The organism is Nocardia niigatensis NBRC 100131 (genome assembly GCF_000308655.1).
Lineage (GTDB): Bacteria > Actinomycetota > Actinomycetes > Mycobacteriales > Mycobacteriaceae > Nocardia > Nocardia niigatensis.
On sequence record NZ_BAGC01000043.1, the window covers coordinates 624,347 to 638,746 of the forward strand.

The window sequence follows — 14,400 nt, forward strand, 5'->3', positions numbered from 1 at the left end:
ACACGCAGATCAGCGCGAACATCCTCCACCTGAACCGGTGGCCGCGCTGTACCCCAGGATCGCGGTGGCCGCGGCCGCGCCGTACGCCCGGCTCGCGATATCCGGGCGCACGGACGGGAAATTCGAGCGATGCATCACCGTCACGTTGTTGGCGAGCGTCACCGTGCCGTCCACACGGGTCACCACGCAGTTGCCGCCTGCCTTGGCCGTCAGATCGACCACCACCGCACCGATCGGCAAGGCCGCCAGACCCGACCGGTCGAGGAGCACCGGTGCGGGCATCCCGCGCCGACCTGCCGCGCACACCACCAGATTCGGCCGGACCGCACGGATGTACTCCGCGACCAGGTCCGGGCCCGGGTCCGGATCGAGGAGAAAGTTCCGCACACCCCGCGCCGACGCCGCGGCACGCTGCTCGGCACGGCTGCCGATGACGGCGGGAGGTTCGTCCGCACTGCGCACCGCGGCATCCACCGCCGCGAGCCCGGCCTGCCCGCAGCCGATGATGAGGGCACGCACCGGATCACCCGGACTCCGCTCTTGCCGGAGTTCACGCCCTTCCCGATATGCCACCTCACCCGCGATCCGGCTCATGGCGCTCAGCGGATCGAGGTGAGCGGTTTCGAGGTCCGGCGGCATGTGCTCGAAGGCCACCGACTCCACTCCGTACTGACGCAGGCGGCGAATGTGCCGGCGGCGCTGCACCGGATCCTGGAAACCCAGCAGTAGCTGCCCGGTCCGGGTCGGCATCGTATCCAGATCGTAGGCAGGCGGTTTCACCCACGCGACCAGGTCGGCGACGGCGAAGACACCCTCCGGGCCGGGCACCACCGAGGCGCCGGCGGCCCGATAGTCGGCGTCGTCGAATCGGGCCCACCGGCCGGCGTCCTGCTCGACCACCACCTTCAGCCCGCTGCGGACCAGCGCCGTCACGTCGTCCGGGGTGGAGGCGACGCGCAATTCGTGCGCGGCCGTTTCGCGCAGGACTCCGACGGTGGAGACACGCGGGGACCGTGCGGGAATCCGTCGTTCCAGCAGGGCGCCGGAATACGTCATGCCGTCGTCGATCCGCTGCAGCAGCCGTTCGATGCGGTCGAACACCTCGGCGACCAGGCCGGGCCCCGCCTCTCCGGTGGCGCGCCGGGGCGTTGTCACATTGAGCCGCACGCCCATTCGATCCGATCCGGTGCGGTCGAGCGCCACGCAGTCGATACCGGCCGCCATGAGCAGCAGGTCCTCCAGATCCGCACTGGAGCGCACCGCCGCCGCCGACATCACCTCGGCATCGAACTCGATGGTGAGGAACATGCCGTCCCGGCTGCCCAGCGGCCGCAGCAGCTCGGTGCCGAATCCGGCATTGATCCCGGCCACCAGCCGCCGCGCGGTATCCATCCGTTCCCGGAGCAGGACACGGTTGCGGACCAGGTAGTCCTCCGAGGTGCCCTCGATCGTGGCCCGGGCCAGATGCGTGGTCTCCCGCTGGAACGCGACGCGCAGGCGCTCCCGAATCCTGGCCAGCCACTGCTGGTCTCCCGAACACGCCGCACCGAACTTGGACGGACCGACGGCATTGAACGCCTTGGAATTGCCGGTGATGCTGAGGACCCGGTCATAGAGCCGCACCGGCCCGCTGTCGGTGGGAACGACGATCGACGCTATCGGGATATGCCCCTGCACCAGCAGGTCGAAGGACATGTCGCAGATCACCGGAACCTCGGCGGCGACGAGCACCCGGCCGATCTCGACCAGCTGCTCCGGGGTGTAGTCGGCCACCACCGGATTGCCGGGCAGCGTCAGCAGCACACCGCACAGATCACCTTCTGCCGCATGATGTTTCAGGGTCAGTTCGAGCGATACCGGGTCGATGCGGAAATCGTCGTCGGCGGTCACCTCGCTGGTCGCCATGCGCATACCGAACTTGGCGATGTGGCCGGCCACGCTCTTGTAGTAGCCCTCCGGGCAGACCAGGACCCCCTCGGGGCGAGCCAGCGTGGCGATCGCCTCCTCCAGCAGCACGGTGCTCGAGTACGGACTGACGATCACCTCGGCGGGATCGATATCGACACCGGGCATTCCGGCGATCGGGTGCGCGATCCGCGCGAAGAGCCGCTCGGCGGCCAGCCGGCGCAGGATCGCCGGCTGTTTCTTCGCATAGGGCGCCCCATCCAGGTCGACGAGATTCCCGCCGCCCGCCAGGTCCGGACCGCCCATCACCTCCGCCCACGCCGAATTCAGGGCCGCCGTGGCGTTCTCGTCCCGGGGCAGCCCGGTCTCACCGTGGTACGCGTCGATGATCCCGCGGTAGTTCCGGCCGTTCGTGCCGGGAAACCGGCTCTCGCTGTCGAGGTACCTCCGCGCGATCTGCTTGCGCTGGTCGGAACGGTCCGCCACGTCGACCGGGTCCGGCGGTGGCGACACCGCGAACCCTCGGCTCATCTGGGCGCGCTTTCGAATCCGGACTGCTCGTTGTTCCACGCCTGACGCAGGGCCGCGCGGAAACGGTCGCGGCAGTCCTCCTCGTCCAGGCGCTGGAAGCGGGCCAGTCCCGTTCGCTCCACGAGATCGTTGACGCCAAGCGCCATTCCGTCGCTCCTGAGTTCACGAAGGTGGGTGAACTTGCGGTGTGCAGTCTGCACGTCGTGCCACAGCGAGGAGAACCGGCTGGAGTCCCGCTCGCGGCGGCGGAAATCATAATCCCCGGCCAGGACGTAGCTGTCGTCGACGATGAGCATGCCCTGCGCGTTGGGAGCGAAGTCCCGCTTCACCAGTGTGGTTTCCACCTTCGCCTTGACCTGCTGCCAGAGTTTGTCCTCATAGGGGATCACGCCCGAAACGTCGTCGAGGACATAGACACGCTGCACCGACACACCAGATCGGGCCCGGGCCAGGATCGCCCGGTGATACTCGTCGCCGACATCGCCGCCGATCGCGCCCAGGTCGGCGGTGTGGATCGCGCAGATCCGTTCCCGCGCGCGCACCAGTACGGAAAGCCAGTCGTTGACCGTATTCCATTCGCGCACAACGACACTGCCCGACGGGATCTGGATCAGCACCTCCTCTGCCCGGGCCAGCTGCCGCTCGGCGATCTCCCGCAGCGGGACGAGTTCCTCGCTCGTGTCGTCGAGCGCGGCGAGGCTCTGCGCCAGGGAGAGCACCCGGGCCGCGATCTCCGGCCGGCGATCCAGCAGGATGTCGAAGCGGATGCGCAGGTCGCTACTGGCCGCCTCGGCCGGGGTCTCGTCACCCAGGCCGGGCAGGCGTTCGCCGAGGACCGCGCTCAGCTTCTCTCGCTGTGGACGCGGCGGCGTGCGTTTGCCGTTCTCGATCTGCTGAATCAGGCTGCGCGAGCACCCGACCCGCTCGGCCAGTGCCTCCTGGGTGAGATTGCGTTGCCGGCGGAGTCGCTTGATCACCGCGCCGATCCGCTCGCCGTCCGAGGCCGAGCCAGACATGCCCGTCTCCCATCATGATCCGCATTGCTCAGACGTGTCATGCGATGCCCATCCTAAGCAGGATGTGTCATCTGCGCCATCGCAGACCTAGCACGAGTCTGTTGATTCTTTTGCAGGTCAGGCTGAACGGACGAAATGGTCATGGCGAATATCAGGTGCACCTCGAATCTGAGACCTGAAACCGGCCAACGGCGCTGCAACGGACGCCAAAATGCCTGATATCTGCAATATTTGAGATACATGTATGCCTACCCGCTTACTTTTGAGCAGCATTCGTCTTCCGAGTATCTCTCTTGGGCAATTCTTCTGGCTATGTGCCATGGAAGCACTCCAGTATCCTTGGTGCTACAACCACTCTTCGAGGAGGTGCCCGACCTCATGGCCCTCGAATTCACGACCTGGACCGTCCGCAGCGACAAAACGCCCGAGATGGCCGTTCGCACAACTCTTTCCGCCGACAGCTGGGTGCTGAGCTGGCTTCCGGACCGGTTGCTCACCCAGGAAGCGGCCTGCCACGGCCTCGCGCTCGACGAAATCCTGAGCGACCCGAATCCCGAGGATCCCGAGCAGGCGCTGGCGGTGGCCGAACTGCTGGCCGCCGAACTCGACCTCACCCTGCGCGAAGTCGTTGTGCTGCTGTGGGTCCGGTCCGCGCAGCGCGACCCGCGACCCGACGCCACACCGATGCCGCACCACCGACCCGCGACTCCGGTGCACAGCTGATCAGCGAATCCGCTGACCGGCAGCACCTTTCGAGACCCCTGGAGGAGAGGCTCCCGCTGAGCGGGCGGCGATGGCGGTGACGGCCGGAGGGGTGCCGTCACCGCCCTGCTCGTTACCCGGCCGTCGATCAGACCGTCGTGCGGTCCGCCGCAGTGAGCGGCGGCACGGCGGCGGGGTCGGAAAGGCCCGGGCAACGGCTTGCCCCGCGACAATCTCGACCGGCGCGAGACCATGATCTGGTCCGACGCACCGCACGTCCAGCCCGATCCCTTCGCCGCACAGCCTCCGATCTGGCTGCGCTGATGCCGGAAGACTCCAGGCACGCTGATGCCGGAAGGCTACCGTGTAGCTGAAGCCGGAAACGGTATGCGTCGAGTCGGATGGGTGGTTGGGCATGCAGGTGAACCGCTGGATCGCACCGGCCGCGGTGGCCGTCGCCTGCGGATTGTCCGCAGCGCCCGCCGCCCACGCCGATCCCGGTGACACTCAGGCCGCGCTCGGCGGCGGCTCCGGCCTGGTCCTGGGCCGCACCACCAAATGCAGCCTCACCACCATCGGCTACGACGGCGCCGGACGACTGGTCGGCTTCACCGCCGGCCACTGCGCCGCAGCGGGCACCCCGGTACGCGGCGAGCGGTTCCCGGACGCCGGCGTTGTCGGCGTGGTCCGCGACGCCGACGAGCAACTCGATTACGCCGTAATCGAATTCGACCCGTCCGTCGTCACTCCCCTGCGTTCCCTCAACGGCAGCACCATCACCGCCGTGGCCCCCGCCCCACCGCCCCTGAGCATCGTCTGCCAGAACGGCCGCACCAGCGGACACGCCTGCGGGGTCGTGTGGGCCTCCAGCCCGGTCGGTTTCCTCGAACAGGCCTGCTCGAGCTACGGCGACTCCGGCGCCCCCGTCACCGACGGCGATCAACTGGTAGGCATGGTCTCCGCCCCACTGATCAGCGACACCCGCACCATCCGCTTCAGCTGCACCGACCCCAGCAACCCGTTCCACACCCCGGTCATCGCCGTAGCCTTCGATACCGTCCGCGCCGCCGTCGACGCCGGCAAGGGCGTCGGCAGCGGTTTCCAGCCGTTCTGACTGCGGCCTGTCCGGCGAGCACATCCAGGGCGCGGTCGATATCCGCCTCGGTGTTGTAGAGGTGGCAGGCCAGCCGTAGTCGCCCGGCTCGCAGGGCGCCGACGATCCGCGCCGCGCGCACCCGTTCCAGGGTCCGCTCCGGCACCTCGATCGACACGATCGCCGAATTGCCTTCCGGCAGGCCCAGTCCCTTGCCCAGCCGATCCGCCAGCGCCACATCGTGCCGGCGAATGGCGTCGATTCCGAGCTGTTCGAGCAGTTCCAGGCTGCACCGCTGCCCGATCCAGGCCGGCCACACCGGCCCGAATCGGATCTCTACCGGCGCGCCGGCCAGCTCATCCGAGCCACTGCACCAGGAGGATATGGACTTCGCGCCGATCCTCGAGCAACAGATAGATGACTGGGCCGACAGGCGAGCATCATCACTCCGACCAGTTATGAGCTGCGCGCCCGCTGCCACCCATGTTGCAACGACGCCGGCCAATCGCCGGATTACCGGCTCGATCTCCAGCGGCGGAAGGGGTTCAGGCGGAGCGGGATTCGGTGGTGGCGGGGGTGGCGTTGCGGGTGGTGCGACGGAAGCGCAGGACACCGTCTTCCAGCGGGGCCTTGCGGAGCATGGCACGGTCGCGGAAGTAGTTGTTGATGACCAGCCAGGGGCCGCGGGTGCCCTGGCGGGGCATGACGCCGTCGCCGCGCTGGATGTAGCCGGAGGTCAGCGCGCCGCCCATGAGGGACGCCTCGGAGCGATCGCCTTCCTCGGGAATGGCGACGACCTCGGTGAATCCGTTGTCGCGCATGTGGTTCAGCAGGCGGCAGAAGTATTCGGCGGCCACGTCGGCCTTGAGGGTCCAGGAGGCGTTGGTGTAGCCGAGGATCACCATCATGTTGGGAACGGTGCCGAGCAGTGCGCCCTTGTAGGCCACCAGGTCCCGGGTGGCGCGCGTCTCCCCGTCGACCTCGAGTTCCGCGCCGCCGAGCATCTGCACGGTGAGACCCGTTGCGCTGACGATGATGTCGGCCTCGAGCTCCTCGCCCGAGGACAGGCGGATGCCCTTCTCGGTGAAGGTCTCGATGGTGTCGGTGACGATGGATGCCTCACCCTTGCGCAGCACCTTGAACAGGTCGCCGTTGGGCACCACGCACAGGCGCTGGTCCCACGGGTTGTAGCTGGGGGTGAAGTGCTTCATGTCGATGTCCGGCCCGACCTGCGCGCGCACCGCGGCCAGCATGAGCTTGGCCGACAGCTTCGGGTTGGTGCGCGAGAGCTGGTAGCTGGCCCGCTGCAGCGCGATATTGCGCGCCCGGCCCGCCTTGTAGGCGATGGCCGCGGGGACACGGGCGAACTTGAAGCCGACCGCGACCGGGTCGTCGGCGGGCAGCGCGGCGATGTAGGTGGGCGAGCGCTGCAGCATGGTGACGTGCGCGGCGTCCTTGCTCATGGCCGGGATGAGGGTGATGGCGGTCGCGCCACTGCCGATCACGACGACCCGCTTGCCCTGGTAGTCGAGGTCCGCGGGCCAGTGCTGCGGGTGCACGATCTGCCCGCCGAAGTTCTCCTCGCCGGGGAACTTCGGCCGGTAGCCGTTGTCGTAGTCGTAGTAGCCGGTGCAGCCGATCAGGAAGTCGCTGGTGTAGCTCTCGGTCTTGCCGCTGCGCTCGTCGAGCACCTCGACGGTCCACATGCCTTTGTCGGTGGACCAGGAGGCCTTGGTGACCTTGCGGCCGAAGCGAATGTGGTCGGTGACGCCGTATTCGGCGGCGGTGTCCTCGATGTACTGGCGGATGTGCGGTCCGTCGGCGAGCACCTTGGTGCCGTGCCAGGGCCGGAAGCCGTAGCCGAAGGTGTACATGTCGGAATCGGAGCGGATGCCGGGGTATTTGAACAGGTCCCAGGTGCCGCCGATGGCGGTCCGGCGCTCCAGGATCAGGTAGCTGCGCCCGGTCTGCTCGCGGGTGAGATGGCAGGCCATGCCGATTCCGGACAGGCCGGCCCCGATGATCAGTACGTCGACATGCCGCGTCATTGAGGTTCTCGCTTCTCGTCGCGCCCGGACACCGGCGTCCGGACGCATCGAGTATTACATGTTATTTCCGGTAACGTCTATATGTGCTGTGATCAGGGGACCAAAGTCCCCAGTCCAGGCCCGACGCCCGGTCAGGCCGCGCGGACCCGACCCGGGCGATCCGGCTCCGAGCGGTAGCGGGTCGTCGGCCCGGCGATGCCGAGCGCCTTCCACACCTGCTTGGACACCGGATTCATGAGCCCGATCCTCTTGGCCAGCGACCGCACGTCACCGAAGAAGCCCGCGAACGCCTCCTTGGATTCGGGCAGTCCGAAGAAGACGTCCTTGCGGACCGAGCGCGGAATCCCGACCTCCCGGAAGAACGTGCGCGGCGGAATCAGGATGGCCCGGCCGCCGATCCACATGACGATCGGGAAGGCCAGCGACAGCACGAACTTGTCGATCGGGTTCGCCTGCGGCACATGGTGTTCCAGGAACTCATGGGCGAAGGAGATGTGCCGGGCCTCCTCGGCGATGTGAATCGCCATGACACCGCGCATGATCGGATGAATGTCCTCGTCCGCGCGCAGGATCGCCTTCTGGATGTGGTCGATCGGCTCCTCGCCGGAAAGCACCGCCATGAAGAACAGATTCGGGAAGACCGAGGCCAGCGGCGGCACCAGATAGGTGAGCTGCTCGAGGAGCGTGCTCATGCCCGGCACGTCGATCCCGATGCGGTTCACCATCTCCTGGAACATCAGGGTGTGGTTGCACTCCTCGATGACCTCGTGGGTGCAGTACCGGAACTCCGGTGAGCCATTGGGCAGTTTGAAGGTGTGCTGCACCATGCCGCCGATGAGCAGGGTCTCGAACTGCAGCCCCACCTTGGCGATATTGGCCTGCCGCCACAGCCCGATGGCGATCTTCAACAAGAGATCGTCTACGACCACCAGCGCGGGCGCAGCCCCCAGTTCTCGAACTCGTCGGTAACCAGGTCGCGCAAGGCTTCCCGGGTCGGGAAGCGGTCCGGATCGGCGCCCGTGATGGCGAGCGTGACGGTGTCGCCGTCACTGGACCAGGCGAGATTGAGACCCACCTCGACACGGCGGAAGAGATCGGTGTCGGCCGTGCAGACGACCGGTCGCATCAGAACCGAGCGTGCGCGAACTCCGGCGATGGTCGCGACGCCCTGACCGGTTTCCCCCAGATTGGTGCACAGGCATTCCGGGGCTTTGGCCGTGCGGGAGAAGTAACCGAGGAGGAATCTCGGCAGCATCATCTGGACCGGTTGCAGGTGTTGCAGGGCGGGGGTGGTGGCCGGATCGGCGTAGGCGCGAGCCGCCTGCTTGATGGCTGCCCGCACGCCGCGCAGGTCTGTGCGCTCGCCCTTGCGGTAGGGCACCGCGATCGGAAGGCCGGTGGTGGCATTGCCGCGCGGATCGTCGATGCCGCGCAGAGAGTGCGGAATGTCGACGCGAACCTCCGAGCCGTCGGCGATCCTGCCGCTGCGGCCGAGAATGCCGACCGCCACCCCGACCATCAGGCCGTTGGCGGTGCCGTCGTGGGCGGCGGCGACGGAATCCCATTCGGCCGCATCGACTTCCACGACCAGGTCGGCGGCGCAGTAGCGGTCCGGCAGCGGGAGCAGCGGCTCGGCCGGACGCGGATTGCGTTCGGGCTCGAGGACATCGCGTGACTTGACGGCGGCGCGGATGCCGTGGGCGGCCGCACGCAGCTGACCGAACGCGTCGGCGAGGTGGGAGCGGAGCAGGCCGGTCGACGGGATCGATCCCACCAAGCGCCCCGAACTGGTGGCGATATCCGGTGTCTCCGCGGCGTCGAGCCGGGCGAGCGCGTCGCCCACCGCGTAGAGCACCGCGCCGCCGTCCGCGCCCACGTGCGAGGTGACCAGTGACAGCAGGGTGCCGCCGGTGGTCGTGGGCGCGGCCGACAGCCGCCACACCCGCCCGGCGGCCGGATCGAACTCGACCCGGCTCTGTGCGAAGAACCAGTCCAGGACGCCCGATTCGTGAACTCGATCCTCCTGCACCGCCAGCGGTTCCGCGGTGGCCGCGGACACCCACCAGGGCCGGGCGAAGGGCACCGAGGTGGTCATCACCCGCCGGGCCAGGAACCCGTGCGCGAGGTGGGCGTGCAACCGTTCCAGCACAGCCGGATCCAGCGCCTCGTCGAAGCGCCACGCCAGCTGGTTGACCAGGGCGGTGCCGTAGAGGTCGTGCAGTTTCAGGAACAGGTCGTCGTCGGCGGTGAGCCGGTTCAGGACGGCGGTCATGGCGAGTCTCCGGATCAACGGGCACGCAGGGTGCGAACGGTCAAGGGCGCGAAGACGATCGCGACGACCAGCGCGGCGCCCACCGACCAGGCGAAATCGGAGCCGACCGAGCCGGAGTCGGCGAGGGTGCGCACGGCCGCCACCAGATGCGAGACGGGGTTGTAGTCGGAGACGTGGCGCAGCCAGCCCGGCATGGCCGCCACCGGAACCAGGGCGTTGGAGGCGAAGCTGGCGAAGGTCAGCACCAGCATCGACATGCCCTGCACCGCAGCCGGTTTGGCCACCGTCACGCCGATGAAGGCGAACAGCCAGCTCATGGCGGTGGTCGCGAACACCACCAGGACCGCGCCCAGGATCAGGCCCAGCGGATGGTCGGGCCGGTAGCCCATGCCGAAGCCGACCAGCAGCACCATGAGCGCGGCGATCACGTAGCGGGTCGCGCCCGCCAGCAGTCCCCCGGCCACCGGCGCGAAGCGAGCGATGGGCATGGAGACGAAGCGGTCGAAGACGCCGGAACGGATGTCCTCGGACAGCTGCACGCCCATGGCCACCGAGGAGGTGAGCACGATCTGCACCAGCACACCGGGAATCAGCGTGGGCAGGTAGGCGTCCAGGCTGCCCGCGATGGCCTTGCCGAAAACGCTGCCGAACAGCAGCGGTCCGACGATCGGCAGCAGCACCGCGTCGTAGAGCAGCTGGGGGCTGTGCCGGAAGGTGAGCAGACCGCGCTGCGCCATGACCAGCGATTGGACCAGCGCGGCCCGCACCCCGACATGGGTGATGCGCGGCTGCCGGGCGATGCGCGCGGTGGGGTGCAGCAGCACCGGAGTATCGGAGAGGACGGTCATGCGGTCTGCCTTTCGGCCGGAGGCGAGGGGCGGGCCGGGCGCTGGGTGAGTGCCAGGAACACCGAGTTCAGGTCGGGGCGCTCGACCCCGAAGCCGCGCAGGCGGATTCCGCTGTCGCGGCAGGCGGTGATGACGTCGGCGGCGGTGCCGATATCGCTGAGCGGCACGGTCAGGGTGGCGGGATTGTCGCCGTGCAGGGGTGTGGCGCCGATGAGTCTTTCGACGGCCGCGTCCGCCAGCGGGCGCTGCCCGGGATCGGCCAGGTCGAGCCGCAACATCTCCTCGCCGATGGAGGATTTCAGCTCGCCGGTCGTGCCCTCGGCGACCACGGTGCCGTGATCGATGACGGCGATCCGGTCGGCCAGGGCGTCGGCTTCCTCCAGGTACTGGGTGGTGAGCAGGATCGTCGCGCCCCGCCCGACCAGGCCCCGCACCACCGACCACATGCGCTCGCGGGTGTGCGGATCGAGTCCGGTGGTGGGCTCGTCCAGGAAGATCAAGGGCGGCACCGTGATCAGCGTCGCGGCCAGGTCCAGCCGCCGCCGCATACCGCCGGAGAAGGAGCCGACCCGCCGCTGCGCGGCCTCGGTCAGTTCGAACTCCTCGAGCAGTTCCGCCGCCCGGTCCTGGGCCGCGCGGCGGCTCAGTCCGAGCAGCCGGCCGAACAGCCGGAGGTTCTCCCAGGCGGTGAGGTTCTCGTCGACGGCCGCGTACTGCCCGGTGAGACCGATCATCGACCGCACAGCCGTGGCCTGGCCGACCACGTCGTGGCCGAAAACCGTTGCGGTGCCGCGTGTCGGGCGCAGCAGGGTGGCCAGCATGCGGACGGTGGTCGTCTTTCCCGCCCCGTTGGGACCGAGGAGCGCGAACACTGTTCCCGCGGTGACGCTCAGGTCGACCGCGTCCACCGCGGTCATCGACCCGAAACTCCTACCCAGACACCGGGTTTCGATGGCGATCTCCGAACTCATCGCACACCTCCGATCATTGTCGAAACACTGTCCAGGGCACCGGCGGGAAATGATTCCGGCTCCGGTGCAAGGGATTCGATGACATCTGCGGCGCTCTGGACACCGTTGTCCCGGAACCGCGCCCCATGGGCGGCCGCACGCAACACGACCGACGGCTCGGTTGCCCGAATCAGCAACCGTTCCAGTCGATTCGCGTTCAACCCCGTGAACGGCGCGGTAGCACCCAGCCCGAGCGACTCGACCTGCCGGCCCCAGTACGGCTGATCCGCCTGCACCGAACAGATCACCGACGGCACGCCCGCCCGCAACACGGCGGCGGTGGTACCCGCCCCACCGTGATGCACGGCCGCGGCGCACAGCGGCAACACCGCCCGATGATCGACCTGGTCGACCACCGCGAGCTCGCCCGCGATCCGGCCCCGGAACTGCGGCCCCACCAACAGCATTCGCAGCCCGAGCCGTCGGCACGCCTCCCGCACCATCGCCTCCGTGGCGACGGGATCGGTCACCGGCATGGAGCCGAATCCGGCATACACCGGCGCGGCCCCCGAGATCAGCCACTCCCCCAGTTCCTCACTGATCCCGGCACCGCGCTCGGTCACGACCGGAAAGCCGGTGAAGGGTACGGCCCCGAGGTCCTCGGCCAGACCGGGAAAGAGCGCCGGATCGTAGGCCTGAATGGCGGTATACGCAGGGACCCCCGGCAACCGCGGGGTAGCCGGTCCTGCGAACTCGGCACGCAAGGCCGCGATCTGGGGCGCGAGCGCCCAGGCGCGGGCCGCCGTCAGAGCCTTCCATCCGAGACGGTTGACCGGACCGGGCAGGCGACCGCCCTGGGCGGTCGGAAGCACCGCGACCGACCGATTCGGCCGGATCGGGAAGAAGTGCATCGCCGCGAGCGGAAGACCATGCCGCCCCGCGGCTTCAGCGGCGACCTCCTCGCAGGCCATTCCGGTGACCAGCACCTCGTTGTCTCCGGCCAGAGCCAGCAGATCACGCGCGGCCTCGGCGAATCCCCGGCGCTGCAGGTCCAGCACCGCCCGAACCCGCTGCACCGGATTCGGATGCCGAAACCGCCGATCATCCCGCTGAGCCCGCAACGACTCGTCACTGTCGAGCCCGCACGGAACGGCCGAAACACCGTGCCGCTCAGCGAATCCGACAAGATTCGGCGACACGGCGAGCGTCACGGCGTGCCCCCGGCCGGTCAGCTCCCGGCCGAGCAGCACCCCGGGCTGCGCGTCACCACGGCTACCCGCGAAGGCGAGCAGTACCTTCATCGCCTATCTCCGATCCGTACGTCCGAAACGCCCAGCGAACGCATGACTCACACCTGCGCCGGGGCCGGGGCCGGGATGCGGGGTGCCCGAACCGGGTCGGTAGCGGCAGGTCCGGATGCCGAGGGGAGGGCGAAAGGCTCTCGTGCGGTGGCGGTTCGGCACGGACCTCCACCGGCGGTCCGGCCGGGTCTGATCCCGCCGTGCAGCACCGCCGACGCCGAGGGGACAGCCGGATGCGTCGTGGCGGGGTCCGGTGCGGGCGTCGCCGTTGTTTCCACAGCGAATTCACGCATGGCGCGGGTGAATTCGGCGAGGAAGCGGTCCATCTCCACGGCGGGGAAGGAGGCGGGGAAGCGGGTGGAGAGGCGGAGGCCGTCGGCGGCTCGGACGATCCAGAAGAAGACTTCGTCGGCGGAATAGGACTCGGCGCGGAGGGTGTGGCCGCGCAGGGATTGGACGAGTTCGTAGTCGGGCAGGACGCGGATGTCGAGGAAGGAGATGCCGAAGCGGGGGCGGTCGGTGCAGTCGAGGAGTTCCAGGACGCGGGTCCAGGTGGCGTCATTGGCGATTCGCGAGCGGCGCAGGACGGTGCGGGTGGATTCCAGGGCGCTGTCGGGGTCCAGGTCGGGGGCGAGGGTGATGTCGATGGGGACGACGTTCACGAACCAGCCCATGGATTCCAGCCAACGCAGGTCGGTCCGGGTGGCGATGGGCATGATGGCGCGCAGCGAGATGTAGCCGAAGGTTCGGCGGTAGGCGATGGCCAGCGCGGTGAAGACGGCGACCGAAAGCCGGTGCCCGCGCTCGGTGACGGCCCGCTCGACGTGTTCGAGATCGCTGAGCGACATCAGTTTTCGTGACACGCTGGTCTGCACCCGGTCACCATCCGCGTCGCCGCCCGCGGTGATGGCGGGCTCGAAGCGCGGCAGCAGGCCGCCGGAGCCGTCCAGGAACCGCCGCCAGTAACGCACCGGCTCGCACTCGGTGGTGAGCGCGGCCGCGGTGCTGCGCTCCCACTGCGCGAAGTCCGCGGAGCTGCCGAAGGTAGGCGATTCGCGTACCGGCTCGCCTCCGGCGACCGCGCGGTACAGAGTGCGCAGTTCCAGGATGACGATGGCCTGCGAGTAGGCGTCCATCACGGAGTGGTCGGCGGCGACCAGCACGGTGAAGTCGCCGGTGTCGGCGTGCTCCACGGTGGCCAGCAGGCAGTGCGGCCACTGCAGCGGCGAGAGCTGGAATTCCAGTGCGCTGGTTAGGTATTCGTTGATCTCCCGCGATCCGGTGATCCCGGGCACCGGCTCGCCGGTGACGGCGATATCGGCGGCGGCGATGATCAGGCGCTCCGGCTCGGGCGCGTCGTGACCCGCCAGGGTGGTGCGCAGGCCCTCGTGGCGGGCGTGCCACTGCCGCGCGGTCTCGCGCCAGTGCCCGGCGTCGAAGGGCGCGTCCATTTCGAAAATGGTTCCGATCCAGCGGCCCCGGCCCGGGCGCGGGTCGGCGGAGTCGGTGTCGCGGCAGTGCTGGACGTGCACGCTGGCCAGGGGCCGCTGGTCGGCGGCCCACTCGGACCCGGCGACCAGTTCGGCCCGCCACAGCGTGAGTGCGCCGGGGCGCACGGCGAATTCGGACAGGTGGGTGTAATCCATGACCGTCTCCCTCATCGAATTCCGCCGGTATCGGTACGGCCGTCAGATTTCCGTAAATAACTCACGGTGCGCGAAAACATCACGCTCT

Annotated in this window: 12 protein-coding genes; 2 read left to right on the plus strand and 10 right to left on the minus strand. The window is 68.6% G+C overall.

Features of this window, described 5'->3' with window-relative positions:
* Nucleotides 1–9 precede the first annotated feature (9 nt).
* Nucleotides 10–2,436: an aminotransferase class I/II-fold pyridoxal phosphate-dependent enzyme gene (locus ON33_RS20160; RefSeq protein ID WP_040860403.1), complete on the minus strand. Its 2,427-nt coding sequence runs from the start codon at nucleotides 2,434–2,436 to the stop codon at nucleotides 10–12.
* A complete protein-coding gene (locus ON33_RS20165; protein WP_040860404.1) occupies nucleotides 2,433–3,452 on the minus strand; it encodes a helix-turn-helix transcriptional regulator in 1,020 nt (339 codons plus the stop codon). Before ON33_RS20165 ends, ON33_RS20160 begins: the two co-directional genes overlap by 4 nt.
* A gap of 342 nt (nucleotides 3,453–3,794) precedes the next feature.
* Here ON33_RS20165 and ON33_RS20170 point away from each other — a divergent pair, with 342 nt between their 5' ends.
* Together ON33_RS20170 and ON33_RS20175 are read left to right on the plus strand one after the other, a co-directional pair.
* Complete coding sequence (locus ON33_RS20170) at nucleotides 3,795–4,175, plus strand: hypothetical protein (protein WP_157184619.1); 381 nt, start codon at nucleotides 3,795–3,797, stop codon at nucleotides 4,173–4,175.
* 394 nt (nucleotides 4,176–4,569) lie between these two features.
* On the plus strand, nucleotides 4,570–5,268 hold the full coding sequence (locus ON33_RS20175) for a chymotrypsin family serine protease (RefSeq protein ID WP_040860406.1): 699 nt from the start codon (nucleotides 4,570–4,572) through the stop codon (nucleotides 5,266–5,268).
* Here ON33_RS20175 and ON33_RS41400 read toward each other — a convergent pair.
* From ON33_RS41400 to ON33_RS20210, 8 genes are all read right to left on the minus strand, one after another.
* Nucleotides 5,189–5,566, minus strand: a complete 378-nt coding sequence (locus ON33_RS41400) for an aminotransferase class V-fold PLP-dependent enzyme (protein WP_157184620.1) — start codon at nucleotides 5,564–5,566, stop codon at nucleotides 5,189–5,191. The genes ON33_RS20175 and ON33_RS41400 overlap by 80 nt on opposite strands.
* Nucleotides 5,567–5,792: 226 nt before the next feature.
* The gene (locus ON33_RS20180) at nucleotides 5,793–7,295 is read right to left on the minus strand and encodes a flavin-containing monooxygenase (protein ID WP_040860407.1); all 1,503 of its coding nucleotides are present in this window, start codon (nucleotides 7,293–7,295) and stop codon (nucleotides 5,793–5,795) included.
* A 131-nt stretch (nucleotides 7,296–7,426) separates the two neighbouring features.
* On the minus strand, nucleotides 7,427–8,203 hold the full coding sequence (locus ON33_RS20185) for an AurF N-oxygenase family protein (protein ID WP_306307519.1): 777 nt from the start codon (nucleotides 8,201–8,203) through the stop codon (nucleotides 7,427–7,429).
* Nucleotides 8,204–8,214: 11 nt separating this feature from the next.
* A complete protein-coding gene (locus ON33_RS20190) occupies nucleotides 8,215–9,567 on the minus strand; it encodes a hypothetical protein (protein ID WP_040860408.1) in 1,353 nt (450 codons plus the stop codon).
* Nucleotides 9,568–9,581: 14 nt separating this feature from the next.
* A complete protein-coding gene (locus ON33_RS20195; protein WP_083869114.1) occupies nucleotides 9,582–10,415 on the minus strand; it encodes an ABC transporter permease in 834 nt (277 codons plus the stop codon).
* Nucleotides 10,412–11,386, minus strand: a complete 975-nt coding sequence (locus tag ON33_RS20200; RefSeq protein ID WP_040860409.1) for a daunorubicin resistance protein DrrA family ABC transporter ATP-binding protein — start codon at nucleotides 11,384–11,386, stop codon at nucleotides 10,412–10,414. The genes ON33_RS20195 and ON33_RS20200 overlap by 4 nt, the downstream gene beginning before the upstream one ends.
* On the minus strand, nucleotides 11,383–12,666 hold the full coding sequence (locus ON33_RS20205) for a glycosyltransferase (RefSeq protein ID WP_051152496.1): 1,284 nt from the start codon (nucleotides 12,664–12,666) through the stop codon (nucleotides 11,383–11,385). Before ON33_RS20205 ends, ON33_RS20200 begins: the two co-directional genes overlap by 4 nt.
* Nucleotides 12,667–12,713: 47 nt before the next feature.
* The gene (locus tag ON33_RS20210; protein ID WP_040860410.1) at nucleotides 12,714–14,312 is read right to left on the minus strand and encodes a condensation domain-containing protein; all 1,599 of its coding nucleotides are present in this window, start codon (nucleotides 14,310–14,312) and stop codon (nucleotides 12,714–12,716) included.
* Nucleotides 14,313–14,400 lie beyond the last annotated feature (88 nt).